At 71.6% G+C, this 24,660-nt stretch carries 22 protein-coding genes and 1 tRNA gene; 8 read left to right on the forward strand and 15 right to left on the reverse strand.

What is annotated here, in order from left to right:
- Window positions 1-87 precede the first annotated feature (87 nt).
- From ABZ454_RS06065 to galU, 7 genes are all read right to left on the reverse strand, one after another.
- A tRNA-Ala gene (locus tag ABZ454_RS06065) sits at window positions 88-161 on the reverse strand.
- Window positions 162-258: 97 nt separating this feature from the next.
- Complete coding sequence (gene glpR, locus ABZ454_RS06070) at window positions 259-1,428, reverse strand: gephyrin-like molybdotransferase receptor GlpR (protein WP_356317860.1); 1,170 nt, start codon at window positions 1,426-1,428, stop codon at window positions 259-261.
- 163 nt (window positions 1,429-1,591) lie between these two features.
- Window positions 1,592-2,278 carry a GNAT family protein gene (locus tag ABZ454_RS06075; RefSeq protein ID WP_359536282.1) on the reverse strand — a complete coding sequence of 229 codons (687 nt, stop codon included), beginning with the start codon at window positions 2,276-2,278 and terminating at the stop codon, window positions 1,592-1,594.
- 17 nt (window positions 2,279-2,295) lie between these two features.
- Window positions 2,296-2,814, reverse strand: coding sequence for a MogA/MoaB family molybdenum cofactor biosynthesis protein (locus ABZ454_RS06080; protein WP_359536283.1), 519 nt, complete (start codon window positions 2,812-2,814; stop codon window positions 2,296-2,298).
- Window positions 2,811-3,311 (reverse strand): cyclic pyranopterin monophosphate synthase MoaC, encoded by a 501-nt coding sequence (moaC, locus tag ABZ454_RS06085; RefSeq protein WP_356317854.1) that lies wholly within the window; start codon window positions 3,309-3,311, stop codon window positions 2,811-2,813. The genes ABZ454_RS06080 and moaC overlap by 4 nt, the downstream gene beginning before the upstream one ends.
- A 122-nt stretch (window positions 3,312-3,433) precedes the next feature.
- Window positions 3,434-4,744, reverse strand: coding sequence for a gephyrin-like molybdotransferase Glp (gene glp / locus ABZ454_RS06090; RefSeq protein WP_359536284.1), 1,311 nt, complete (start codon window positions 4,742-4,744; stop codon window positions 3,434-3,436).
- A 4-nt stretch (window positions 4,745-4,748) separates the two neighbouring features.
- Window positions 4,749-5,651, reverse strand: a complete 903-nt coding sequence (gene galU / locus ABZ454_RS06095) for a UTP--glucose-1-phosphate uridylyltransferase GalU (protein WP_356317849.1) — start codon at window positions 5,649-5,651, stop codon at window positions 4,749-4,751.
- Window positions 5,652-5,758: 107 nt separating this feature from the next.
- Between galU and ABZ454_RS06100 the strand changes: the two genes are divergently transcribed.
- Window positions 5,759-6,343 carry a 5-formyltetrahydrofolate cyclo-ligase gene (locus tag ABZ454_RS06100; protein WP_359536285.1) on the forward strand — a complete coding sequence of 195 codons (585 nt, stop codon included), beginning with the start codon at window positions 5,759-5,761 and terminating at the stop codon, window positions 6,341-6,343.
- A gap of 100 nt (window positions 6,344-6,443) precedes the next feature.
- On the opposite strand, the gene ABZ454_RS06105 is transcribed toward ABZ454_RS06100, so the two are convergent.
- On the reverse strand, window positions 6,444-9,197 hold the full coding sequence (locus ABZ454_RS06105) for a penicillin acylase family protein (protein ID WP_359536286.1): 2,754 nt from the start codon (window positions 9,195-9,197) through the stop codon (window positions 6,444-6,446).
- A 276-nt stretch (window positions 9,198-9,473) separates the two neighbouring features.
- Between ABZ454_RS06105 and ABZ454_RS06110 the strand changes: the two genes are divergently transcribed.
- The 5 genes from ABZ454_RS06110 (at window position 9,474) to ABZ454_RS06130 (ending at window position 14,876) form a co-directional block, all read left to right on the forward strand.
- Window positions 9,474-11,033, forward strand: coding sequence for a potassium/proton antiporter (locus ABZ454_RS06110; RefSeq protein ID WP_356317842.1), 1,560 nt, complete (start codon window positions 9,474-9,476; stop codon window positions 11,031-11,033).
- A gap of 302 nt (window positions 11,034-11,335) precedes the next feature.
- Window positions 11,336-12,619: an MFS transporter gene (locus ABZ454_RS06115; protein ID WP_359536287.1), complete on the forward strand. Its 1,284-nt coding sequence runs from the start codon at window positions 11,336-11,338 to the stop codon at window positions 12,617-12,619.
- A gap of 66 nt (window positions 12,620-12,685) precedes the next feature.
- Window positions 12,686-13,045: an FmdB family zinc ribbon protein gene (locus tag ABZ454_RS06120; protein ID WP_359536288.1), complete on the forward strand. Its 360-nt coding sequence runs from the start codon at window positions 12,686-12,688 to the stop codon at window positions 13,043-13,045.
- 118 nt (window positions 13,046-13,163) lie between these two features.
- On the forward strand, window positions 13,164-13,997 hold the full coding sequence (locus tag ABZ454_RS06125) for an S-methyl-5'-thioadenosine phosphorylase (protein ID WP_356317836.1): 834 nt from the start codon (window positions 13,164-13,166) through the stop codon (window positions 13,995-13,997).
- 264 nt (window positions 13,998-14,261) lie between these two features.
- Window positions 14,262-14,876 (forward strand): hypothetical protein, encoded by a 615-nt coding sequence (locus ABZ454_RS06130; protein WP_356317834.1) that lies wholly within the window; start codon window positions 14,262-14,264, stop codon window positions 14,874-14,876.
- Between the two features lie 193 nt (window positions 14,877-15,069).
- Here ABZ454_RS06130 and ABZ454_RS06135 read toward each other — a convergent pair whose 3' ends face one another.
- The 6 genes from ABZ454_RS06135 to ABZ454_RS06160 form a co-directional block, all read right to left on the reverse strand.
- Window positions 15,070-15,279 carry a hypothetical protein gene (locus ABZ454_RS06135; protein WP_356317832.1) on the reverse strand — a complete coding sequence of 70 codons (210 nt, stop codon included), beginning with the start codon at window positions 15,277-15,279 and terminating at the stop codon, window positions 15,070-15,072.
- Window positions 15,280-15,375: 96 nt separating this feature from the next.
- Window positions 15,376-15,753, reverse strand: coding sequence for a hypothetical protein (locus ABZ454_RS06140; RefSeq protein ID WP_356317830.1), 378 nt, complete (start codon window positions 15,751-15,753; stop codon window positions 15,376-15,378).
- Window positions 15,750-16,439 carry a Rieske (2Fe-2S) protein gene (locus ABZ454_RS06145; RefSeq protein WP_359536289.1) on the reverse strand — a complete coding sequence of 230 codons (690 nt, stop codon included), beginning with the start codon at window positions 16,437-16,439 and terminating at the stop codon, window positions 15,750-15,752. Before ABZ454_RS06145 ends, ABZ454_RS06140 begins: the two co-directional genes overlap by 4 nt.
- Entirely contained in the window at window positions 16,436-17,038 is a 603-nt protein-coding gene (locus tag ABZ454_RS06150; protein ID WP_356317826.1) for a 4Fe-4S dicluster domain-containing protein, read from the reverse strand. The genes ABZ454_RS06145 and ABZ454_RS06150 overlap by 4 nt, the downstream gene beginning before the upstream one ends.
- 7 nt (window positions 17,039-17,045) lie before the next feature.
- Window positions 17,046-19,370: a molybdopterin oxidoreductase family protein gene (locus ABZ454_RS06155; RefSeq protein ID WP_359536290.1), complete on the reverse strand. Its 2,325-nt coding sequence runs from the start codon at window positions 19,368-19,370 to the stop codon at window positions 17,046-17,048.
- Window positions 19,367-20,512: an MFS transporter gene (locus ABZ454_RS06160; protein ID WP_359536291.1), complete on the reverse strand. Its 1,146-nt coding sequence runs from the start codon at window positions 20,510-20,512 to the stop codon at window positions 19,367-19,369. Before ABZ454_RS06160 ends, ABZ454_RS06155 begins: the two co-directional genes overlap by 4 nt.
- A gap of 414 nt (window positions 20,513-20,926) precedes the next feature.
- Between ABZ454_RS06160 and ABZ454_RS06165 the strand changes: the two genes are divergently transcribed.
- Together ABZ454_RS06165 and ABZ454_RS06170 are read left to right on the forward strand one after the other, a co-directional pair.
- A complete protein-coding gene (locus ABZ454_RS06165; RefSeq protein ID WP_359536292.1) occupies window positions 20,927-22,063 on the forward strand; it encodes a P1 family peptidase in 1,137 nt (378 codons plus the stop codon).
- A 133-nt stretch (window positions 22,064-22,196) separates the two neighbouring features.
- Window positions 22,197-22,967 (forward strand): DUF6227 family protein, encoded by a 771-nt coding sequence (locus ABZ454_RS06170; protein WP_356317818.1) that lies wholly within the window; start codon window positions 22,197-22,199, stop codon window positions 22,965-22,967.
- A gap of 118 nt (window positions 22,968-23,085) precedes the next feature.
- Here the strand turns inward: ABZ454_RS06170 and ABZ454_RS06175 are convergent, their stop codons facing one another.
- Window positions 23,086-24,624 carry an MFS transporter gene (locus ABZ454_RS06175; protein WP_356317816.1) on the reverse strand — a complete coding sequence of 513 codons (1,539 nt, stop codon included), beginning with the start codon at window positions 24,622-24,624 and terminating at the stop codon, window positions 23,086-23,088.
- Window positions 24,625-24,660: the final 36 nt, after the last annotated feature.

Below are 24,660 nucleotides of genomic sequence, written 5' to 3' on the forward strand. Positions count from 1 at the left end.
CGCGTTCATCGGCCGCGGAGGCCGAACACCCGTGAACGACGAAGATCCCGCCCGATCTTGCGATCGGACGGGATCTTCGTTGTGCGGTGGACCTGTGGGGATTTGAACCCCAGACCCCCTCGATGCGAACGAGGTGCGCTACCAGACTGCGCCACAGGCCCTTGCAACGAGTGAAACTCTAGCACCTCGACCGGGGTGCTCTGAAATCCGTTCCGTGCTGGTCAGCCGAGTCGGCGTCGCAGCGGGCGGCACGGGGTCTCACTCGTTGGCGGCACGTGGACGGTCGCCGTCCTCGTACTGGTCGAAGAGCGGCGTCCGGCCCCGGTCGCGGGAGCGGCGGGACTGGGCGGAGCGCTGGCGCGGGGCCGGGTCCACCGGGGTGGTCGCGGTCTGCGGGCCGGCCGGCTGGGTGGGTTCGGCGGCGGAGGAGCGGGCGGCGCTCCACGTCTCCGGGTTGCCGACCTCGATGCCGCCCGTGGCGCGCGGGGCGACCGGGGCGGTGACGTACGTCGGCAGGGGGACCGGGACGGGCTCCCAGCTGTCGCCCTGGACCCGGCCGCGTTCGCGCTGCTGGTCGACCCACTCCGCGTGGTCCGTCTGCTCGACCAGGGCGCGTCGGCCCGCCTCCTGCGGGGAGACCGTGGGGGCGGGCTCGGGGGCGGGGTGGCGGGCTTCGGGGTCCTCGTCGGACTCGGCGGGGACCGTCGCGGCCGGCTGGTGACGGCGGGGGCGGCTCTCGCGGAGCCGCTGCGCCGCGACCTCCGCCCGGCGCCGGTCCATGGTGAAGGCGAACCTGCGCCGCTCCTGGGCCCGCAGATGCACGATGTACGTGCTCAGCAGCACCGCGGGAACCGCGGGCGCCCAGAGGAGGCGGAGGCCGCCGACCGCCGCGACGACCGCGCCCAGCGTGAACGCGAGGAAGAGGACGACGGTGGTGCGGCGCCGGCGCGCGAGGACCTGCAGGCGCTGCGCACGCCGGGCGCGCTCAGCGTCGATCCCACCGGGGCGCGAGCGCCGGTCGGCTGCGGGGGCGGATGAATCGGAGGTCGATTCGGGGCGTTCGCGGGGCGGGCGTTTCTGCGCCGCGCGCTCCTCGGCGGAATGCTCCGGCGGCCGAGCCGGGTCGTGCACCCGGAGCTCGGTGTGCGCCGGAGGCGCGGAAAAGGCCCGGACGTCGACGGAATCCATTCGGTCCGTGACTGCTTCCGGGTCGGCGTCGGGCGCCGCCTCCTCGTCGGTGCGCTCCCGCAGCTCCTTGGCGTACCGGCGCTCCATCGCCGCCCGTCCGGACAGCAGCCGGATGGCGGTGCTGAAGCGTTCCGTCGGACGGGCTTCGTTGAGCTCGTCCTGCCTGCGGAGCCACATCGGTACCAAGTAGGCGGCCCAGGCCCCGACAATGACTGCGTAGATGAGGCCGCTGCTGCTCACATCTCACACCGTAGAGGGGTTTGCATGGGGGCATCCGCCAATTGGCGCGGTGTGTCGCACGATCCGGCTGATATCACGGACTTTTTTTGTGATTGTTCGGATCAGCAGTCGGCATGTGGGCGGTCGTTAGCGGTTCTCACCCGATCAATTTCGAACACATATTTTATTTCGTGCCGGGCTCCGGGCGGTTAGGCCACTCCGATCGCCCCGGCCGCTCCGTTCCCTCCGGACGCGCCGTTGCCTCCGGCCGGTCCCGTGGCTCCGGGCGCGTGCGGTGCCACCTCCGGAGCAGCCCGTCGGGCACCTCCTCGGCGGTCAGCGCGTAGATGAGATGGTCCCGCCAGGCGCCGTCGATGTGCAGATAGCGCGGCCGGAGCCCTTCCTCGCGGAATCCGAGCTTTTCCACGACCCGCCGGCTGGGCCCGTTCTCCGGGCGGATGCACACCTCGATGCGGTGGAGTCCGACCACGCGGAAGCAGTGGTCGACGGCGAGGGCGACCGCGGTCGGCATCACCCCACGGCCCGCCACCTCCTGGTCCACCCAGTAGCCGACGTGGCCCGAGCACATCGAGCCCCAGGTGATCCCCGCCACCGTCAGCTGCCCGACCAGCCGGCCCTGGTACTCGATCGCGAACGGCAGCATCCGGCCCGCGTTGGCCTCGGCCCGCAGGTGGCGGACCATCTGGCGGTACGTGGGGCGCTGCGCCACCGGGCCGCCGGGGGCGGGCGGCGGCACGGTCGCCTCCCAGGGGCGCAGCCAGTCCCGGTTGCGCCGGTTGACCTCGCGCCACATGCGCTGGTCGCGCGCCTTTATCGGCCGGAGGGCGACGTCGCCGTCCACCAGGATCACCGGCCAGGTCGGGACGTTCAGCTCGGGCTCCCGGGTCGGGGGTGATCGCCGCCGCGGAGCTGGTCGACGGCGTGCACCAGGAGTCGGGTCAGGACCGCGAGGCCGTCGCGCACCCCGCCGGTGGAACCGGGCAGATTGACGACGAGGGTGCGGCCGGCCACGCCCGCCAGACCACGCGAGAGCGCGGCCGTGGGGACCTTGTCCCGGCCCTCGGCACGGATCGCCTCGGGGATGCCGGGGACCTCGTGGTCCAGGATGCGCCGGGTGACCTCGGGGGTGCGGTCGGTGGGCGAGATGCCCGTCCCGCCGGTGGTGACGATGACGTCGTACGCGGCGGCCACCCCGGCCCGCAGCGCCTGCTCGACCGGGTCGCCGTCGGGGACGACCTGCGGCCCGTCGACGGTGAAGCCGAGTCCGGCCAGCGCCTGGGCGATCAGGGGGCCGCCCTTGTCCGCGTAGACCCCGGCGGCGGCCCGGTTGGAGGCCGTCACCACGAGGGCGCGGTAGCCGTCGGAACGTGCCCCGGGGGCGCTCACGCGTCCGCCCCGCCGGGCGCGGTGCGCCGGTAGTCGCCGGACTTGCCGCCCGACTTCGCCTCGACCCGGATGTCCGTGATGACCGCGGACTTGTCGACCGCCTTGATCATGTCGACGACGGTGAGCGCGGCGACGGACACCGCGGTCAGGGCCTCCATCTCCACGCCCGTGCGGTCCGTCGTCCGCACGGTGGCCGTGATCTCCACCGCGTCGTCGGCCACGTTCAGGTCGACGACGACGCCGGAGACGGCGAGGGGGTGGCAGAGGGGGATCAGGTCCGGGGTGCGCTTGGCACCCATGATCCCGGCGATGCGCGCGGTGGCGAGGGCGTCGCCCTTGGGAACCCCTTCGCCACGGAGCAGCTCGATGACACGCGGCGAGACGAGGACCCGGCCACTGGCGCGGGCGACGCGCGCGGTGACGTCCTTCGCGGAGACGTCGACCATGCGGGCGGCCCCCGCCTCGTCGATGTGCGTCAGCCTGTTCTGCGTACTCAACTAACTCCGCCTAGCGGTAGGGCGCCGGTTGCCCCGGTGCTGCACCGGGGTGCAGGCCCGGGGCCCGGGGGGTGTCCCCCGGAAGGCACAGCGGCAGATACCGTACCGCCACCGGAGGCCGGTCAGCGGAGCAGGATCACCTCGGTGTCCGCGCCGGGCTCCGCGGAGGTGACGTCCTCGGGCAGCACGATCAGCGCGTCCGCCTGGGCGAGAGCGGCGATCAGATGCGATCCGGCACCGCCGACGGGGGTGACGGTGCCCGCCTCGGGGTCGTACGTCCCGCGCAGGAACTGCCGCTTGCCGGCCGGCGAGGACAGGGCCTTGTCCACCGCCAGCGACGCCCTGACGGTCGGGCGGTTCACCTCGGGAAGGCCCATCAGGGTGCGGATCGCGGGCCGTACGAACAGTTCGAAGGAGACGTAACTGGAGACCGGGTTGCCCGGCAGCGCGAGCAGCGGGGTGTGGTCCGGGCCGATGGAGCCGAAGCCCTGCGGTTTGCCGGGCTGCATGGCGAGCTTGCGGAAGTCGACGCCGCCGCCCGGCTCGTCCTCGTCACCGACGGTGGACAGGGCCTCCTTGACGACGTCGTACGCGCCCACGCTGACGCCGCCGGTGGTGACGACGATGTCCGCGCGGATCAGCTGGTCCTCGATCGTGGACCGGAGCGTCTCCGCGTCGTCGGAGACGGCGCCGACCCGGTAGGCGATCGCCCCGGCGTCGCGCGCGGCGGCCGTCAGGGCGAAGCTGTTCGAGTCGTAGATCTGGCCGCCGGTCAGTTCCTCGCCCGGCTGGACCAGTTCGCTGCCGGTGGAGATGACGACGACCCGTGGCCGGGGCCGCACCTTCACCGTGGAGCGGCCGATCGCGGCGAGCAGGCCGATCTGGGGCGGCCCCACCACGGAGCCGGCGCGCAGCGCCAGGTCGCCCGGCCGCACGTCACTGCCGCGGGCCCGGACGTGGGCGCGGGCCTCGGCCGGCCGGTGGACGCGGACCTCGCCGTGCGCGCCCTCGGGGGCGTCGCTGTGGGCGCGCATGGTGGCGGCGGGCCCGCCACCGGTGCCCCCGTCGGTCCACTCGACCGGGACCACGGCCTCGGCGCCGGCCGGGAGCGGGGCGCCCGTCATGATGCGGGCGGCCTCGCCCGGGCCCACGCGCTGGTCGCCGAGCAGGCCGGCGTCGCCCGCCGCGACATCCCCGATGACGGTGAGAACGGCGGGGAACTCCTCGGTCGCGCCCTCCACATCGGCGACGCGGACCGCGTAACCGTCCATCGAGCTGTTGTCGAAGGGCGGCAGGGCGATCTCCACCACCACGTCCTCGACCAGGACGCAGCCCTGGGCCTCGGGCAGTTGCAGCTCGATGGGTTCGAGCGGCCTCACCGCGGCGAGGATGTCTTCCAGGTGCTCGTCCACCGACCAGATCGTGCTGCTCAAGGTGCTACATCTCCTCGGTGACGTAACTGCGGAGCCAGGTTCGGAACTCCGGCCCCAGGTCTTCACGTTCGCACGCGAGTCTGACAATGGCACGGAGGTAGTCGCTCCGGTCACCGGTGTCATAGCGGCGGCCCTTGAAGACGACGCCGTGCACCGGGCCGCCGGCCTTCTCGTCCTCCGCCAGGAGCTGGAGGGCGTCCGTCAGCTGGATCTCGTTGCCGCGGCCCGGCTCGGTCCTGCGCAGTATGCCGAAGACGGCGGGGTCCAGGACGTAACGGCCGATGATGGCGAGATTGCTGGGCGCGTCGGCGGGTTCGGGCTTCTCGACCAGGCCGGTGATCCGCACCACGTCGTCCTCGGCGGTCGCCTCGACGGCCGCGCAGCCGTACTGGTGGATCAGCTCCGGCGCGACCTCCATGAGCGCGATGACGCTGCCGCCCTCACGCTCCTGGATCTCCACCATGCGCGCGAGCAGCGGGTCGCGCGGGTCGATCAGGTCGTCGCCGAGGAGGACCGCGAACGGCTGGTCGCCGACGTGCGGAGCCGCGCACAGCACCGCGTGGCCGAGCCCCCGGGGGTCACCCTGGCGGACGTAGTGCATGGTGGCGAGGTCGCTCGACTCCTGGACCTTGCGCAGCCGTTCGGCGTCCCCCTTGCGGGTCAGCGCCGACTCCAGCTCGTAATTGCGGTCGAAGTGGTCCTCCAGGGGGCGCTTGTTGCGACCGGTGATCATCAGGACGTCGGAGAGCCCGGCGGCGACCGCCTCCTCGACGACGTACTGGATGGCAGGCTTGTCGACGACAGGCAGCATCTCCTTGGGAGTGGCTTTGGTGGCCGGCAGGAAGCGGGTACCGAGGCCCGCCGCCGGAATGACAGCCTTGCTGATCCTGAGGTTCGACTGAGTCATGCGCAGAACCCTAACCGGCGCACATGGGCGGAAGATGAGCCTCCGGTTAACTTCGTACTTAAATATGCCGATACAGGAGATCCGTGGGTGCCCCGTTGAACACCGACATGTCCGCAAAGGCCCTGTTGCGACGCGAACTGCTCGCCGCGCGTCGCCTCCTGTCCGCCGAGGCCGTCGCGCAGGCCGCCACGGTACTGGCCCGTCGCGCACTGGAACTCCCGGAGGTCGCCGGGGCCCGTACGGTCGCCGCGTACGTCTCGGTGGGGAGCGAACCGGGCACCCGCGCCCTGCTGGACGCGCTGCGCACGCGGGGCGTACGCGTCCTGCTGCCGGTGCTCCTCGCGGACAACGACCTGGACTGGGCGCCGTACGAGGGCGCCGGGAGCCTTGAGAAGGCCGGCCGCGGGCTGCTGGAGCCCACCGGGGCCCGGCTCGGCCCCGACGCCGTCCTGGACGCGGACGTGGTGCTGCTGCCGGGCCTCGCCGTCGACGGGCGCGGGATGCGGCTCGGCCGCGGCGGCGGCAGCTACGACCGGGTGCTGGCACGCCTCGCGGCGGCCGGGGCGCATCCCGCGCTGATCGTGCTGCTGTACGACGACGAGGTGGCCGGGCGGGTCCCGGAGGAACCGCACGACCACCCCGTGCACGCCGTGGTGACACCGGCCGGCCCCCGGCGCTTCGGCGGCGGCTGAAGATCCGGGGAGCCGGGGCTGCCACGGCGGGCGAAGATCCGGGGAGCCGCCCGGAGCGTTGAGTACCCGCTCCGCGGCGGCCCCTGGAGCCCGAGGGCCCCTACGGCTTCAGCGTCAGCGTGTCCTTCGTCGCGCCGGCCACCGCGTTCGTCCCGAAGGACCAGTCGAGCAGTTCACCGTTGACCCACTTGTCGGTCTGGTCGGTGTAGTGCGCGCTGAACGCGTGTCCGGAGGCGCCGGTGAGGTTGATCCAGCGGGACTTGTCCCAGTCCCCCACGTTGACGACCATCCGCATCGACGGGACCCAGACGACCTCGTAACCGCCGGCCGCGTTCCAGCCGGTGGCGTTCACCGCGGCCTCGCCGCCGCCGAGGTTCCAGGGGCCCCGGTTGAGCGCCCGCTGGAGCAGTCCGGGACCTTCCGTGCCGAGGGTCTGGTTCTTCAGGGTCAGCTGGTGCAGCCGGCCCCAGCTCCAGGTGGTGATGTCCTTGCCGAGCTTGGCCGTCAGCTCCCAGCGGGCATCCTCCATGGCGCGGGCGAAGAGCTCCTCGCGGTTCTCGGTCGCCTTGTCCTTGCGGTTCGCCGGCGCCTTCCACCAGTCGCTGTCCGGCTTCTCCATGAGGTTCGCGACGACCTGGTACCAGCGGTCGCCGCCGTCCGGCTGCGCCGAGTCGGGGTCGCGCTGGCCGCACTCGCGCACCAGCCGGTTCTGCTCGTCGACCGGGCCCGAGCTCTTGGCCGGGGGCACGTTCAGGCACTCGCCCTCGACGCGCATCTCCTTGGGCAGCTTGTCGCCGAAGGCGAGCTTGAGGATGTTGCGCCAGACCGCGTTGAAGTACGCGGCGGCCGCCGAGTCGGCCTCCTGGGTGTAGTCCCAGCCCTCCAGCAGCTTCTGCGCCTCGCGGATGTTCTTGTCCGAGATGTTGATCTTCATCAGCTCGGGCACCAGCAGCGCGGCGATCTCGCTGGTGTTGTCCATCTGCATCTTCTGCATGTCTTCGGTCGAGATCTTCCCGCCGCCCTTGGTCTTCGACTTGATGAGGTCGTTGATCCGCTGGCTGCGGCTGCCGTAGCCCCAGTCCTTGGTGAGCAGGTGCGGGTACGTGTCCTCGTCGATCACGGCCTGGTTGGCGGTGACGATGTAGCCGCGCTCCGGGTCGTACTCGTAGGGCAGCTCGTCGAACGGGACCGGGTCCTTCTTCCAGCCGTACGACGAGGACCAGCCGGGGCTGGGCAGCGTGCCGTCACCGGACCTGCGGACCGGGATCTTGCCGGGTGCCTGGTAGCCGATGTGGCCCTTGGTGTCGGCGTAGATGAGGTTCTGCGAGGGGACCTCGAAGTGCTCGGCCGCCTTGCGGAAGGTGGTGAAGTCCTTGGCCCGGTTGAGCTCGAAGACCGCGTCCATGGAGTGGCCCGGCTCCAGCGCGGTCCACTTGAGCGCGACCCCGTAGCCGTCCGCCCGGTCGGGAGCGGCATTGCTGACGGGGGCCTTCTGGCCGACCTTCTCCAGCTCTCCGCTGCGGTCGGAGACCAGCGGGCCGTTGTTGGTCTCGCGCACGGTGATGTGCCGGCTCTTGCCCCCCGCGACCTTGATGGTCTCCTCGCGGGTGACGAACGGCTTCACCTTGCCGTCGTACAGGTAGCCGTCGCCCGAGACCTTCTCCAGGAAGAGGTCGGTGACGTCGGCGCCGAGGTTGGTGAAGCCCCAGGCGATGTCCTGGTTGTGTCCGATGATCACACCGGGCATGCCGGAGAAGGTGTAGCCGGCGGTGTCGTACTTGCAGGTCGCCGAGACCGCGCGGCAGTGCAGCCCCATCTGGTACCAGAGCGAGGGAAGCTGCGGCGCCAGGTGCGGGTCGTTGGCGAGCAGCGGCTTGCCGGTGGTCGTGTACTTCCCCGACACGACCCAGGAGTTCGACCCGATGCCGGTGCCGTTCGGGCCCAGCAGCGCGGGGATCTCGTCGAGGGTGTCGGAGAGCGCGCCGAGCTGCGAGGTGAGGCCCTCGGTGGCGCCCTGGGCGGTCGACGAGCCGGTGCCGTCGGACGGGGCCGCCTCCGGGTCGAACTTCCCGGTGGCCGGGGAGATCGCGCCCTCGCCGACGATCGGCTCGTGCTTGTCGTACGGGTAGGCGGGGTACAGGTCCTGGATCTGCTTCGCGTCGAGCCGGCTCGTCATCAGCGAGCGGTCGATCTCGTCCTGCATGTTGCCGCGCAGGTCCCAGGCCATGGCCTTCAGCCAGGCGACCGAGTCGACCGGGGTCCACTCGGTCGGCTTGTAGTCGTTGGTGAAGCCGAGGGCCGCGTACTCGACGGAGATGTCCTTGCCGTCGCGGCCCTCGAGGTAGGCGTTGACGCCGTCCGCGTACGACTGGAGGTTCTTCTTGGTCTCGTCCGACAGGACGGTGTCGTACTCCTCCTGGGCGACCTTGCGCCAGCCCAGCGTGCGCAGGAAGGAGTCCGTCTCGACCTGGCCGGAGCCGAACATCTCGGAGAGCCGGCCGGCCGTCATGTGACGGCGGACGTCCATCTCCCAGAAGCGGTCCTGCGCCTGGACGAAGCCCTGGGCGCGGAAGAGGTCGGCGTCGGAGTCCGCGTAGATCTGCGGGATCCCGTAGCTGTCGCGCTTGACCTCGACGCTGCCGTCGAGTCCGTCGAGGTGGACGGTCCCGTTGGTCTGCGGGTACGAGGCGCGCACGGTGGATACGGACCAGTACGTTCCGTAACCGACACCCGCGACGAGCGCCAGCACCAGAACGAGCACGATCAGGCGGGCGCGTCGCCCCTTCTTCTTCTTGTGCGGCCCGCCGCCGGCGGTACCGGTGGAGCCGGAAGAGGCGGTTGTGTTGGCGGGCATCGCTGTCCTTCGAGGGGCAGGGTGGTCCTGGGAGTGCAGGAGCAACCATAGGCGCAGCGCCGAGGCCACTCCGACGCGGTATCAGGATGGCTCGAATTGCGTAGCGATCGCACGGATGGGCGAACGCATCAAGAAAACGTTAAAGATTAGGTAAGGTAACGAAGTACCGGCCGCCGGAAGTCGATCCGGCAGGCGTACGCAGGGAAGGACCGGCCACTGACTGTCCACGCGCTCAACGAACTCCTGCTCGTCTGCTCACTCGTCCTGCTCGTCGCGGTGGCGGCGGTACGCATCTCGTCGCGCAGCGGGCTCCCCAGCCTGCTCCTGTACCTCGGCATCGGTATCGCCCTGGGGCAGGACGGGTTCTTCGACGTCAAGTTCGACAACGCCGAATTGACGCAGGTGATCGGATACGCGGCCCTCGTCGTGATCCTCGCCGAGGGCGGCCTCGGCACGAAGTGGAAGGAGATCAGACCCGCGTTGCCCGCGGCCGTCGTCCTCTCACTCGTCGGCGTCGGCGTGAGCGTGGGCGTGACCGCGGCCGGAGCCCACTACCTGGTCGGTCTGGAATGGCGGCAGGCGCTGATCATCGGCGCGGTCGTCTCCTCCACAGATGCCGCCGCCGTCTTCTCCGTGCTGCGCAAGGTGCCCCTGCCCGCCCGGATCACCGGTGTCCTGGAGGCCGAGTCCGGCTTCAACGACGCCCCCGTGGTGATCCTGGTCGTCGCCTTCTCGACCGTGGGGCCCGTCGACAGCTGGTACATGCTGGTCGGCGAGATAGCCCTGGAGCTGGCGATCGGCGCCGCGCTCGGCATCGCCGTGGGCTGGCTCGGCTCGTACGCGATGAGGCATGTGGCCCTGCCCGCCTCGGGCCTCTACCCGATCGCCGTGATGGCCATCGCGGTCTCCGCCTACGCGGCCGGCGCGATGCTCCACGGAAGCGGCTTCCTCGCCGTCTACCTCGCCGCCATGATCCTCGGCAACGCCAAACTGCCGCACTGGCCCGCCACGCGCGGCTTCGCCGACGGGCTCGGCTGGCTGGCCCAGATCGGCATGTTCGTCCTGCTCGGCCTGCTGGTCACCCCGCACGACCTGCTCGACGACTTCTGGCCCGCCGTCGTGGTGGGGCTGGTCCTGACCGTGGTGGCGCGGCCGCTGGAGGTGTTCGTCTCGCTGGCGCCCTTCCGGCTGCCCTGGCAGGAGAAGGCCCTCATGTCCTGGGCCGGGCTGCGCGGCGCGGTGCCCATCATCCTGGCGACCATCCCCATGGTGTCCGGGATCGAGGGCTCGACCCGGGTCTTCAACATCGTCTTCGTGCTCGTCGTCGTCTACACGCTCATCCAGGGACCCACCCTGCCCTGGCTCGCGAAGGCCCTCAAGATCGCCGAGGACCCGTCCGAGACGGCCGACCTGGGCATCGAGTCGGCGCCCCTGGAGCGGCTGCGCGGGCATCTGCTCTCGGTGGCCATCCCCGCGAAGTCGAAGATGCACGGGGTCGAGGTCGGCGAACTGCGCCTGCCGGCGGGAGCGGCGGTGACGCTGGTCGTCCGGGACGGCAAGAGCTTCGTGCCCGGGCCCTCGACCGTCCTGCGCCGCGGCGACGAACTGCTGGTCGTGACGACCGACCCCGTACGCGACGCGGCCGAGGCCCGGCTGCGCGCGATCGGCGAGGGCGGCAAGCTGGCCGGCTGGCTGGGGACCGGCGTCCCCGGCGACGAGACCCTCGCCGGACCCCACGTGAGCAACGCGCTGAAGGCGGTGAAGAAGCTGGGCAGGACCGACGACGTCAGGAAGCACGAGGGCCGGGCTTCCCGGGATACCAAGGCCCATCGCTGAAGCACACCGCGTTCATCGGGTGGCAGAGGCCGTCCCACCCACGATCGTAGGTGCCCCGGGACCTTTGCCTGTAGCATAAAGGGAACCTAGATCGACCTGTTTGATCCACCAACTCTGCCTGACGCAGAGCTGGCGCGACCGTATGGCGGTCGTGGCGTCCTCCGCCTCAGTTGCGAGCGCCCGGCATCTACCGCAGTTCCGCGCGCAGAGGACAGCTCTCGGCAGCTCCTGACCGGGTCCGCACCCCCGTGCCGGCCCGCTCCGCGGGGGCACGGCCACCAGGCGGCAGAAAGGCATGGACCGTGGCGTCCACGGTCTCCGACCGCCCCGGATACGGGCAGTTGCTGCGCACCCCGGGTGCGTGGACCTTCCTCCTGCCGGGCTTCGCCGCACGGCAGCCCTTCGCGATGCTGACCATCGGCATCGTCCTGCTCGTGCAGCACACCACCGGTTCGTACGGCAGCGCCGGCGCGGTCGCGGCCGTGACCGGGGTCTCCATGGCCCTGTTCGCCCCGCAGACCGGCAAGCTCGCCGACCGCTTCGGCCAGCGTGCCGTGCTGCTGCCGGGCGTCCTCGTGCACACCGCGTCCGTCTCGGGCCTGACCGCGCTCGCGCTGGCGGGCGCCCCGATGTGGGCGCTGTTCGCCGCCGCCGTCCCGACGGGCGCCTCCGTCCCGCAGGTCGGCCCGATGGTGCGGGCCCGCTGGGCGGCCGTGCTCGGCGCTGCGCCGGGCCGGGAGGCCTCGCCGCTCATGTCGACGGCGGCGGCCTTCGAATCGGTGACGGACGAGTTCACCTTCGTCATCGGTCCGGTCCTCGCCACCGCGCTGTGCACCGGTGTGCACCCGGCCGCGGGACTGATCGCCGAAGCCGCCCTGACCCTGTCCGGCGGTCTGCTCTTCGCGGCGCAGCGCGCCACCCAGCCCGCGGTGCGCGCCGCCGGGCCCGCGGGATCGCAGCGGCACGCCTCCGCACTGTCCGTCCCCGGCGTGCGCGTGCTCGCGGTGGCCTTCCTCGGGATCGGCGCGGTCTTCGGCGGGATGCAGGTCTCGCTGACCGCCTTCGCCGAGGAGATCGGCAGCCCGGGGGCGAACGGCCTGCTCTACGGGATCTTCGCGGCCGGCAACATGCTGGCCGGGATCGCCTGCGGGGCCATCGCCTGGAAGACCGGTCCGCGCCGCCGGCTCATCGCCGGGTACGCGGCTCTGACCCTCACCGCGTCGGGCCTGTGGGCGGTGCACTCCGTGCCGCTGCTGGCCGGTCTCGGACTGCTGGTCGGCCTCTCCATCGCCCCCGCCCTGATCAGCGGCTACACCCTGGTCGAGGCGCTGGTGCCGGGCTCCGCGCGGACCGAGGCCTTCACCTGGCTCACGGGTGCGGTCGCGCTCGGCCAGGCGGCCGCGGTGACGGTGGCCGGGCGGCTCGCGGACGCCCATGGTGCGAGCACCGGCTTCCTGGTGCCGCTGGTGGGCACGGTGCTGGCCCTGGTGACCCTGGTGGCGCTGAGTTCACGGCTGCTGCCGAGGGGTTCGGGACGGACCGTGGCACGTGGGATCGGTCACCGCGGGCCGGTCACGGTGGACTGATCCCGAGGAATACGTCAGTATGGAGCGTCGTTAGCACTCATCGAGTCAGAGTGCCAGGAGGAACAAGTGCCGACTTATCAGTACCAGTGCACCGAGTGTGGCGAGGGCCTCGAAGCGGTGCAGAAGTTCACCGATGACGCCCTCACGGTGTGCCCGAACTGCAACGGACGCCTGAAGAAGGTGTTCTCGGCGGTCGGCATCGTCTTCAAGGGCTCCGGTTTCTACCGGAACGACAGCCGCGGTTCGTCGTCGAGCAGCACGCCCGCCCCGGCCGCTGCGAAGGCGTCCGGTTCGTCGTCCTCGACGGGATCGGACGGGAAGTCGTCGTCCTCCGCGTCGACGGCCTCCTCCGGCTCCTCCACGGCGTCCTCTTCGGCGTCCTCTTCTTCTTCGTCGTCCTCGTCGAGCGGTTCGTCGGCCGCCTGAGGCGCCGGCCCGACCGTCTCACCTGGCTTCACCGGAACCTCACCGATCCGATCGGTGGGGTTCTCGGCGTTGTCCGCCCGGCTGCGTCGAGCGCGGGGCGAACGCCTAGTGTGACCGCATGGTGAACGCAGAGATCGGTGTGATCGGCGGTTCGGGGCTGTACTCCTTCCTGGAGGACGTCACCGAAGTGCGCGTGGAGACCCCTTACGGAGCGCCGAGCGACTCCGTCTTCCTCGGCGAGATCGGCGGCCGCCGGGTCGCCTTCCTCCCCCGTCATGGCCGCGGCCACCACGTGCCGCCGCACCGCATCAACTACCGCGCCAACCTGTGGGCGCTGCGCTCGGTCGGCGTACGCCAGGTGCTCGGCCCGTGCGCGGTGGGCGGACTGCGGCCGGAGTACGGGCCGGGGACGCTGCTGGTGCCCGACCAGTTGGTCGACCGTACGAAGACCCGCGTCCAGACGTTCTACGACGGGGAGACCCGGGCGGACGGGGTGGCGCCGAACGTGGTGCACCTGGGCTTCGCCGACCCGTACTGCCCCGAGGGACGCAAGGCCGCCCTCGCGGCGGCGCGCGGGCGGGACTGGGAAGTGGTGGACGGCGGGACGCTCGTGGTCGTCGAGGGGCCGCGCTTCTCGACCCGGGCGGAGTCGCGCTGGCACGCCGCGATGGGCTGGTCGGTGGTCGGGATGACCGGGCACCCCGAGGCCGTGCTCGCCCGTGAGCTGGGCCTCTGCTACACGACGATGACGCTGGTGACGGACCTGGACGCGGGCGCGGAGGCCGGCGAGGCCGTCTCCCACGACGAGGTGCTCAGGGTCTTCGCGGCCAACGTCGACCGGCTGCGCGCGGTCCTCTTCGACGCGGTGGCCGCGCTGCCGGCGGAGAAGGACCGGGACTGCCTGTGCGCTCATGCGCTGGACGGACTCGATACGGGGATCGTGCTGCCGTAACGGGGTTGCCCTTGCGTGCTCTGGGGTGAGCCTGGGGTGGGGCTGGCCTGACCCCTCGGGCGGGTCCCGCCTGCCCGTGAGCCGGTCTCGCGCGCCCTCAAGCTGGTGACGGAGTTTTCCACATCCTGTGGGCTGTCCACAGGGCCCGGCGGGAATCTCGCGGGTGGTGGATCGTGGGGGTTGTCCGGCCGGTCTCCTTCGGCCGGGCCGCACGATTCGCTTCCCCCCGTTCTCCGAACTCCCTCACCCCAGGCGGTGTTTGGCATGCTCCCGTACGGCCCCTCCCCCACGTCCCCGCAGTCCGCGTCCCGTCCCCCCTCCACGTCTCCGCCCCTGCCCGCCCCCGCACCACCGCCGTGCGGGGTGCCGCCGTTCGCCCCGCTACGGGTGCGCGGGGGCAGGGGGCACCGGTTGCGACGGGCGGTGTGGCGGCAGCGGCGGGCGATGGCCGCGGGAATGGCGCTGACGGCTGCCGCGCTGGCCGCTTCAGGACTCGGCGGCAGTGCGTCCGGGAGCGCGGCCGGGACCGGCGGCAGGCAGGGTGCGGCCGAGGAGGCCGGTACGGCGGCTCCGCGTCGGGTGGCACCGCCGGTCCGTCTGGTGTCGGCCCCCGTCCGGATCGCCGACGCGGCGACCGTGCGCCTGCTGCGGCCGGGAGACCGCGTCGATGTGATCGCGTCCGAGGGCGCCGGAGCGGGCTCCCGGGTGGTGGCGAGGGGTGCGCGGGTGACCCAGGTGCCGTCGGCGGCCGCCGACGGTTCTACGGAGGGGTCCGCGGAGAGCGGGGCGCTGATCGTGCTCTCCGTGCCGCGTGCGACGGCCGCGGCGCTGGCCGGTGCGGGCATCTCGGCGGCCGGGTTCGCGGTGATCGTGTGCTGACTCCTGCCGGTCGCGGATCGAGGGCCGCCTCGGGCGAGAAGGGCGAACACAGCCGCGGGCCGCGTGTTGCCCCGTGCGAGGGGTGCGCGCAGAGCCGCAGACCGCGTGGCGCGTCGTGCGAGGAGTGCAAGCAGAAGCCGCAGACCGCGTGCCGCGTCGTGCGGAAGCACAAGCGGAGCCGCGAGCCGTGGGCTCAGATGTGGTGGGGCGGCTTCTCGTCGAGGAAGCGGGCCAGGTCGGCGGCGCTGCCGGCGGAAGGGGCCCGCTCACCCCACCCTCGGTCCGTATCGTCCGCGGACTGCTGGTCCAGCGGATCGTCGAAGACCAGCGCCGGCTTGGGCTCGGGCCGGTCCGGCGCGCTCGGTTTCGCATCGCGCGGTCCGGGGGCAGGGGCGGTACTCATACCTCCAGGGTACGGCCGACCGACGAGAGCGGCGGCGCACCGGAGAGCCCCCTCCGTGGGGCAGGGCTCCGGTGGCGCCTCCCGGCAGGGCGCCGCTCATCGGTCCTTGGGGTCGAGCCACCAGAGCCCCAGCACGACGAGGAACGAGAGACAGAGGAAACCGGCCCCCCACCACGCGGTGCCGGTGTTGCCCTCCATCCATTCGTCGATGATGACCGTGAGCCCCCAGAGCTGCCCGATGACGACGGTCATGGCCAGGACCAGCCGTGCCGTCAGTTTCGAGGACCGCTCCGGCTCCTGGTCCGTGCCGGCCCCCGGTCCCGGCCCGGTGTGGCGGACGCGGGGGTCGCCGTAGCCACTGGTGGACCGGATCTGCGGGTACCGCTCGTGGAGGGGCCGGTTGAGCTCGGGCCGTGCGCTGCCCGGGTGGTACTCCGGGTAGCGCGGGCCGGTCGGCTGCTCAGGGTCGCTCATGTCCGCCTGCCGGAGGTCTCGGGCCGGGTGGCCGCGGTACGGGAGGTGGCGGCGGCCTCGGGGGCCTCGGCGCCCGTGCGGACTCCGGGGCAGCCGATCCGGGCGGCGAGGTCCGGGCGGTCGTCGCCGAGCTGGCGGCACAGCCCCTGCTCGATGCTCTCGCCGGAGCGGGTGGTGCCGATCGCCCAGACGCTGCCGTCCGTCTGCTCGGTGAGGACCACCTTGGGCAGTCCGCGGGGCGGCGGTCCGGCGGTGACCTCACCCGTACGGGCATCGAAGACGCCCTCGTGGCAGGGGCAGTACAGCTCGCCTTCGGAGCCCCGGTCCTTCTGCCACAGGACGGCGCAGGCCAGGTGGGTGCAGATCGCCGAGTAGCCGACGAGGGTGCCGTCGTTGAGCCGCACGGCGACGGCCTTGTCCTCCTCCTCCGGATAGCTGAAGGCCACGGACTCACCGGGCAGCAACTGGGCGGAGACCCTCTTCGGCGCCGGCGCCTTGCTGTCCTCGGGGTCGCCGTGGCGCGGGAGCATGCCGGCGGCGACGCCGAGACCGCCGACGGCGAGACCGCCGGAGACGGTGGCGACGATGCGGAGGTAGTCGCGGCGGGTGGTGAGGGAGTCCGCGGCGATCCGGTCGTGCAGGGCCTCGCGCGGGTCCCCGGGGGAAGGCTGTTCGGTGACGCTCATCGGCGGACGTCCTTCCCGTTGATCTCCACGACGGGCAGGCCGCCCGGCACCGGCCACTGGACCCGGTCGGCGGGGACGACCATGGCGACGCCGGTGCGGACCTCGCTCTCGCCGAAGACGAAGGAGTCGGCGACCTGGACGCCGGGGCGTTCGGCCTGCAGCTCCTCGACGGTTCCGTAGAAGAGCGCCCCGGTCGGGCAGACGGTGGCGCACATGGGGGCGAGACCGTAGGCGGTGCGGTCGTAGCAGAGGTTGCACTTCAACTGCAGCTTCGCCTCGAGATCGATCTTCGGCACGCCGAAGGGGCAGGCGTTGACGCAGTTGGCGCAGCCGATGCAGCGGGTGGTGTCCGCCTGCTGCACCACCCCGTCCGCCGTCACCAGGATCGCGTCGGCGGGGCAGACCTCGGCGCAGGGGGCGACGGGGTCCTCGCAGTGCATGCAGACCGTGGGGAGGGAGGCGACGGACTGGCCCTCGTCGGTGTAGTCGAGGTGGATCATCGACTTGCCGCGGTGCGAATCGCATTCCCGGCAGGCGGAGACACAGGCCTGGCAGCCGATGCAGCGCCCCGGGTCGATGAAGATCGTTCGGCCCATCATGCGGACATCAGCTCCTCTCCGATGTGCCGCGCCCCTGCGGGGAGGAGGGCGGCAGCGGGTCGGTGCGGGAGACCTGGGCCTCCGGGTAGGCGACACGGCCGGGCGCTACGGGAGGCGCGGGCACGTCGTCGACGGCGTCGGCGTGCTCGATGCGGCAGGCGCACACCTTGTACTCCGGGATCTTCGACCGTGGATCGAGGGCGTCGATGGTGAGCACGTTGGCCGAGGTGGGGACCGGCCAGTGGTAGGGGATGAAGACGGTGTCGGGACGGATCGCCTCGGTGACCAGGGCCGGGTAGGCCGCGCTGCCGCGCCGGGTGACGACGCGGACCGGTTCGCCGTTGCGGAAGCCGTGGGAGGGGTGGATCTCGGCCCAGGGGCGCGGGGTCTGTTCGACGAGGGCGCCCAGACGGCGGGTCTGGTTGCCGGAGAGGAAGTGCGCGACGGTGCGTCCGGTCGTGAGGGACATCGGGAATTCGTTGCTGTACGGGTCCATCGGGGGGTGCCATTCGACGACCTGCAGATGGATCTTGCCGTCGGCGTGGTAGGTCCTGCCGTCCTCGAAGAGCCGGGGGGTGCCCGGGTGGTCGGTGGACGGGCAGGGCCAGGAGATGCCGCCGGTCTCCTCGAGCCGCTCGTAGGTGATGCCCGAGTAGTCGATGACGGTGCCGGCGGAGGCGGCGCGCAGTTCGTCGAAGACATCACGGGAGCCGCTGAACTCGAACTTGTCGCCCGCACCGAGGCGCCGGGCGAGTTCGCACATCACCCAGGTGTCGGTCCGCACACCGGGGGGCGGGTCCTGGGCCTTGTTGTGCTTGACCACCCTGGCCTCCGCGTTGGCCATCACCCCCTCGTCCTCGGCCCAGGTGGTGACGGGGAGGACGACATGCGCGTTGGCCGCTGATTCGGAGAGGAAGAAGTCGAGTTGGACGTGGAATTCGTTGGCGTCGTACCCCTCCTTGACCACCGGGTAGTTCGGCAGGGAGATGATGGGGTTGTTGCAGACGCCCATCAGTCCGCGGATCTCGCCGCGTTGCATCTGCCAGATCATTTCCATCATCGAGGTCCCCGCGAGCGGGAGTTCCGATTCCTCGATGCCCCAGATCTCGCAGATCTGCCGGCGGTGCTCCTCGTTGTTGATGGAACGGCCGCCGGGCAGGAGGTCGGACTTCTGGCCGTGCTCGCGGCCCCCCTGCCCGTTGCCCTGACCGGTGAGGGTGCCGTAGCCCGCTCCCGGCTTGCCGATGTGTCCGGTGGCCGCACAGAGGTTGATGACCGAGAGGCAGTTCTCCACGCCCTGGGACTGGTGCTCGATCCCCCTGGCGTGCCAGGCCATGGCCTTGGGGGCACGGGCGAAGGTACGGGCGACCTGGACGATCTGTTCGGCCGGGACTCCGCAGATGTCCGCGGCGCGGGACGGAGGGTACTCGAGCGCCTTGGCCCGCACTTCCTCCCAGCCGGTGGTGTGGGCGGCGAGGTAGTCCTCGTCGGTCAGGCCCTCCTGGATGACGACGCAGAGCAGAGAGCTGAAGAACGCCGAATCGGTGCCGGGCTTCAACGCGACGTGGATGTCGGCGGTGCGCGCGACGGCCGTCTCGCGGGGGTCGATGACGATGAGGGTCGCACCGCGGTCCCGCGCTCCCCAGACGTACTGGGACAGCACGGGGAAGCATTCGCCGACGTTGGAGCCCGCGATCAGCAGGCAGTCGGTGAGCAGCATGTCGGCGAAGGGGTTGCCGGCCCGGTCGATGTTGAAGGCGAGCTTGTTGGCGGCGGCGGCGCTGACCATGCAGAGGCGGCCGTTGTAGTCGACGTGCCGGGTCCGCAGGGCGACCCGGGCGAACTTCCCGACCAGGTAGGTCTTCTCGGAGAAGAGGCTGGCACCGCCGAAGAGCCCGAAGGCGTCCTTCCCGTACCGGTCCTGGATGCGCTGGATCTCGGAGACCGTGAAGTCGAGTGCCTCGTCCCACGACGTCTCGCGGAAGGGTTCGTCGCGGGACCGGCGCATCAGTGGGGCGGTCAGCCGGTCGGGGTGGTTGACCTGCTGGTAGGCGTTGATGCCCTTGGGGCACAGCCGCATCCGGTTGATGTCGTGGTTGCGGGGTTCGACGCCGAAGACCTTGCCGCCGCGGTCGACGCGCAGATACATGCCGCACTGGATGCCGCAGAAGCAGCAGTGGGTGGGGACGAGCGTCTCGCCGTTCTGGTCGGCGTGCCACTGGTCGGCGGGGATGCCGCCGGCGTCCCGGAAGCCACGGGTGCCCGGCGGGGCGAGGGAGGGGTCGAGGGGGACAACCGCACGGGTGTCGGCTGCTCGCGGGTCCGCGGTCACTTGAAGCCCTTCTTCACCTGGGAGAGGTAGGCGCTGCCGCGCAGCACCCGCTTGCAGCGCGGGCAGTATTCGGCCCACTCGTCGAAGCCGAGGCGGAGATCGCGCATGGTGCCGCGGAGGTTCTCCACGTACGGGGCGGTGTCGATGGGTTCCTCGCAGCGACGGCAGCTGAAGACCTCCTCGTCCTGCCGGCCGGTGTACTTGAACAGCTGCATGCCGACGGCGGCGGGGCGCTGGACGATGTGGAAGAACTTCCCGAACGGGATGTAGATGAGGGTGAAGACCACCGACACCATGTGCAGGATCGCCAGGAACTCGTACCCCCCGCCGTGCAGGAAGATCGACGAGAAGGTGAGGAGCAGGCCCGTCACCGAGATGACGATCAGCGCGATGAGCGGCACCAGGTCGTAGCCGAAACGCTGGCCGGTGATGGCGCCGCGGTCCTTCATCCGGCGCCACAGGAAGTAGGAGGCGCCGGGGATGACGAGGACGGCGGCGATGTCCAGGCCGTGGAACATCAGCCAGCCGAGGAAGTCCAGGGAGTCGAAACCGATGATCTTGAAGCCCCAGATCCGCATCTCGTAACCGGGCCCGGACCCGGTGTGCGAGGTGAAGGTGAACCAGCCCCAGGTCAGCGGGAAGGTGATCAGCGAGGCGAGGACGCAGCCCCAGAAGATCAGCTGGTGGGCGGCCCAGCGGGCGTGGGAGCGGGCGCCGAGGAACTTCTGGAAGCCGAGGTACGTGGCGGTCATCTTCGGCAGGGCGGTGGGCGCCTTGCGGAAGTTGGCGGCCGAGAACAGGCTGCCCCAGCCCTTGTTGAACAGGCGTCGGGCGCCCGGTGCGGAGATCCAGACCGTGTAGCGGTACGCGACGCCGAAGGCGAGGAAGACGGTGGCCACGGCGTACGGCAGGAGCGCGGAGTCGAAGTTCTCCAGGAGCCTGCTGCCGAGCACGATGGCCACGATCAGCAGGAGGGAGACGATCACCCCGGCCGCCGTCGCACGGGCGGTGACGGACCGGGGGACGACGGGGCGCCCGCGGACTGGTCCCCCGGCGGGCGTCGGGACGACGGCCGCGCCGGCGGTGCTGGCGCCGGGGGCGGGCTGCGCGGCTTCGGCGGAGGCTTCTGGTGGCTCGGTCACCCCGTCAGCGTAGGGCGGTAAGAGGATATTAGTCCTGTTTTGTGGCGCTACGGGGTGAGCGCGTCGCGATCCGACGACGTCCGGGTGAGCAGTCGGCCTGCCGCGCCTGCCGCAGGTGTCCGCGCGCCTCTCTCAACGCCGCCTCCGCGCGTCCCTGTCGACACCGCCTCCGCGCGCCTCTCTCAACGCCGCCTCCGCGCGTCCCTGTCGACACCGCCTCCGCGCGCCTCTCTCAACGCCGCCTGCGCCCGTCCCTGTCGACACCGCCTCCGCGCCCCTTCCTTGTCACCACCTCCGCGCCCCTCCCCTGCCACCGCCTCCACGCGCCTGTTGTTCCGGCCGTCCCCGTCCCCCGGGTACGTTCACCGTGAACGGCCCCGCTCTCCCCGTCACCCGCACCAAGAGGAGCACCGGATGACCGGCCAGGACACCTCGACCCCGCCGCCGCCGACGCCCCGCCGGAGGGACGCGCTGACCGATGTCGCCGGGGTGCGCGTCGGGCATGCGCGGGTCGCGGGCGAAGGCGCGCTCAGCGGCACCACCGTGGTCCTCGCACCCGAGGGCGGCGTGGTCGCGGCCGTCGACGTACGCGGCGGCGGCCCGGGCACCCGCGAGACGGACGCACTGGATCCGCGCAATCTGGTGCAGCGCATCGACGCCGTGGTCCTCACCGGCGGCAGCGCGTACGGCCTCGACGCGGCATCCGGGGTGATGGCCTGGCTGGAGGAGCGGGGGCGCGGCGTGCGGGTCGGCCCGGATCCGTCCCAGGTGGTGCCGGTGGTCCCCGCGGCCTGCGTCTTCGACCTGGGGCGGGGCGGCGACTGGCGGGCCCGGCCGGACGCCTCGACCGGCCGGGCGGCGGTGGAGGACGCGGCACGCGCGGAGCCGGGCGCCGCGGTCGCCGAGGGCTGCGTCGGTGCGGGCACGGGTGCGGTCGCCGGGCAGCTGAAGGGCGGGGTCGGCACGGCGAGCGTCCTGCTGCCGTCCGGGGTCACGGTGGCCGCGCTGGCCGTGGTGAACGCGGCGGGTTCGGTCCTCGATCCCCGTACCGGGGTGCTGTACGGGGAGTACGGCGGCGCCGAGCCGGCCGTCGCCCCCGCGCCGGACGTCCACCGGGCGGCGCGACAGCGCCTGGCACAGGCGCACGACGCGAACACGCGCCCCCCGCTCAACACCACGCTCGCCGTCGTCGCCACGGACGCCGAGCTCGGCCGCGCGCAGGCGCAGAAGCTCGCGGGGACGGCGCACGACGGGCTGGCGCGCGCCATCCGTCCCGTACATCTGATGAGCGACGGGGACACCGTTTTCGCCCTGGCCACCGGCGGGCGGCCGCTGGATCCGGCGGACCCGCTCGCGCTCAACGACCTGCTGGCAGCGGGTGCGGAGGCCGTGACCCGGGCCATCGTGAAGGCGGTGCGGGCGGCGACGGGCGTCGACGGCCGGGGCGGCGGCGCGACCTACCTCGCGTACGGCGACCTCTACGGCACGCCCCGGAGATCGGCACAGTCACCGGACCGTACGGGGCACGGAACCGACTCACCGTCCGCATAGGGGAGTTCGGCCGGGCAGCGGGAACCATCCGCGCGCACGGTACGTTTTTCCCAACCCCGGTCACGATGTCAGACCCAGGGACTACGTTGAGCACGCATCGAGTCACACGCGGCAACGGCCTGGAGACAGCACCTTGAGCGATCCGTACGAGACAACCGAGCAGCACCTCGAGCGAATCCTGCGACGGGCTCTCAACTCGTTCGACCTGCCCGACAGCACGGTCGAGCGGCTCGGCACCGCGCTCGCCCACAGCAGCTCCCTGCACTCCTCACACCACAGTTCCCACCTGCACCGCGAGACCTACCGGCACACGTACCTGCTGGCCGACGGCACGCCGCTCACCCTGTGGGAGCTGGCGCACTGCGGCCCGCGCGACGCCGCCGCCCCGGGCTTCGGCGCGCGGCCCGACCGGCGGCAGCACGAGGTGTACGACGACGAGGCCGACGTGCACATCGCGGCGGCCCGGCTGACCGGCGGCTTCTGCGAGGGCCCGCTCTTCGGGGACGAGGGGCCGCAGGCCGACCTGGAGATCCTCGCCGCCCTGATGGCGGCGCCGCCGGCCCCGCTGCCCCGGACGTACGCCCCGGACAACTCCGCGGACCACGCCCGCCGGGTGCTGCGCCGCGCGGAGAACCGGGACGTGCCGGGCGAGGAGACGGCACTCCGGCTGCGGGCCGCGTTCGCCCACCACATCACCCAGGTCTTCGGCCGGCAGTTCCAGGTGGACGGACGGGACGCGGGGTTCACGCTGTACGAGCACGCGTTCCTGCTTCTCGACGGCAGCGAGACGAGCCTGTGGGAGGTCGAGCACACGGCGACGCCGGACGGCCGCCACATGTGCGAGGTGTACGGCGACGAGGCCACCGCACGCGGCGCGATGGAGAGCCGCGCCCGCATCTGCTGACCCGCTCCCGGGTCCGGTCGGCCCGTGCCGGTCCCGGCCCGGACATGACGGTGCCCGCGCCCCTCGGTGGGGCGCGGGCACCATCGGTTCTTCCGCTTCCGCTTCCGTTTCCGCCTGCTCAGTGCGTCAGCACCGGCTCCTTGTCGGGCTCCTGGACGGTGCCGGCGCTCTCGCCGCCGCCCTCGACGTGCTGTACGGGCCGGGCCGGCAGGGCGAACATCACCAGGAAGATGACCGCGAGCACGCCGGCCACCCACCACAGCGACTGCTCGAAGGCGTCCGCGAACGCCGGACCGATCTGCGGCGGCGTCAGCTTGTCGCCCATCGCCCCGAAGAAGATGACCGAGACCAGGGCGAGCCCCAGCGCGTTGCCCATCTGCTGCACGGTGTTGAACAGCCCGGAGGCCGATCCCGCGTGTTCCTTGGGCACCTCGGACAGCACCGCGTCGGCGAGCGGGGCCACGATCAGCCCCATGCCGACACCCATGACCACCAGCGGCAGGGCCATCTGCCAGGACGTGATCCCCATGCCGTAGCGGTCCGACTCCCCGATGTAGAGCAGCAGCCCGGCGATCATGAGCAGCGCCCCCGCCTGGAGCACCTTGCGCCCGAAGCGCGGCACCAGCTTCTGTACGGAGATGCCGGCGGCGACCGAGACGGCGACGGAGAACGGGATGCCGGTGGTGCCGGCCCGCAGCGCGCTCCAGCCGAGCCCCTCCTGCATGTACAGCGTCCAGACCAGGAAGAAGATGCCGAGGCCGACGCCGAAGGTCAGCTGCACGGCGATGCCCGCGGCGAAGCTCTTGACCCGGAACAGCGACAGCTCGACCAGCGGCGAACCGTCCCGGCTCGCCTTCGCCCGCTCGAACACCACGAGGACGGCGAAGACGACGATGCTGCCGGCCATCGACAGATAGCCCCAGAGCGGCCAGCCCAGCTCCTCGCCACGGGTCAGCGGGTAGATGAGCATGAGCATCCCCAGCGTCACCAGCACCACACCGACCAGGTCGAGGCGGAGTGCCTTCGGCGCCTTGGACTCGGTGATGAACGTGCGGCCCAGGATGAGCCCCGCGATGCCGACCGGCAGGTTGATCAGGAAGATCGGGCGCCATTCGAGACCGGCGATGTTCCACTCGGTGAGCAGGGCGCCCAGCAGCGGGCCGGACACGGCTCCGAGTCCGACGATCGCGCCGAAGAGGCCGAAGACCTTGCCGCGCTCGTGCGCGGGGAAGGTGGCGTGCACGATCGACAGCACCTGCGGCACCATCAGCGCGGCCGTGCCGCCCTGGAGGATGCGTGAGGCGACGAGCATCTCCGGGTTGGCGGCGAACCCGCAGAGCGCCGAGGCCAGGGTGAAGCCGCCGATCCCGATGAGGAAGAGCCGCTTGCGGCCGTAGATGTCACCGAGCCGGCCGCCGGTGATCAGACCGGCGGCGAAGGCCAGGGCGTACCCGGCGGTGATCCACTGGATCGAGCTGAACGAGGCGCCGGTGTCCTCGGTGATGCTCGGGATGGCGATGTTGACGATCGTGACGTCCACCAGGTCCATGAAGGCGGCGGTCATCACGATGGCCAGCGCGAACCACCGTCGGCGGTCCGACGGATCCGGGGCCGCGGGGGCGTCCGCCGGCGACGGCAGGGATGCGGAAGAAGTCATATGAGAAAGTTAAAGGTGCATTAGGCCAGATCATGA

This window comes from Streptomyces sp. NPDC005803, from assembly GCF_040630435.1.
Lineage (GTDB): Bacteria > Actinomycetota > Actinomycetes > Streptomycetales > Streptomycetaceae > Streptomyces.

Bases quoted from the DNA above. Each gene is read 5' to 3' on its own strand.
- galU (WP_356317849.1), bottom strand. From the start codon at position 5,651: ATGACTCAGTCGAACCTCAGGATCAGCAAGGCTGTCATTCCGGCGGCG.
- ABZ454_RS06100 (WP_359536285.1), top strand. From the start codon at position 5,759: ATGTCCGCAAAGGCCCTGTTGCGACGCGAACTGCTCGCCGCGCGTCGC.
- ABZ454_RS06105 (WP_359536286.1), bottom strand. From the start codon at position 9,197: ATGCCCGCCAACACAACCGCCTCTTCCGGCTCCACCGGTACCGCCGGC.
- ABZ454_RS06125 (WP_356317836.1), top strand. From the start codon at position 13,164: ATGGTGAACGCAGAGATCGGTGTGATCGGCGGTTCGGGGCTGTACTCC.
- ABZ454_RS06130 (WP_356317834.1), top strand. From the start codon at position 14,262: ATGCTCCCGTACGGCCCCTCCCCCACGTCCCCGCAGTCCGCGTCCCGT.
- ABZ454_RS06135 (WP_356317832.1), bottom strand. From the start codon at position 15,279: ATGAGTACCGCCCCTGCCCCCGGACCGCGCGATGCGAAACCGAGCGCG.
- ABZ454_RS06140 (WP_356317830.1), bottom strand. From the start codon at position 15,753: ATGAGCGACCCTGAGCAGCCGACCGGCCCGCGCTACCCGGAGTACCAC.
- ABZ454_RS06145 (WP_359536289.1), bottom strand. From the start codon at position 16,439: ATGAGCGTCACCGAACAGCCTTCCCCCGGGGACCCGCGCGAGGCCCTG.
- ABZ454_RS06150 (WP_356317826.1), bottom strand. From the start codon at position 17,038: ATGATGGGCCGAACGATCTTCATCGACCCGGGGCGCTGCATCGGCTGC.
- ABZ454_RS06165 (WP_359536292.1), top strand. From the start codon at position 20,927: ATGACCGGCCAGGACACCTCGACCCCGCCGCCGCCGACGCCCCGCCGG.
- ABZ454_RS06175 (WP_356317816.1), bottom strand. From the start codon at position 24,624: ATGACTTCTTCCGCATCCCTGCCGTCGCCGGCGGACGCCCCCGCGGCC.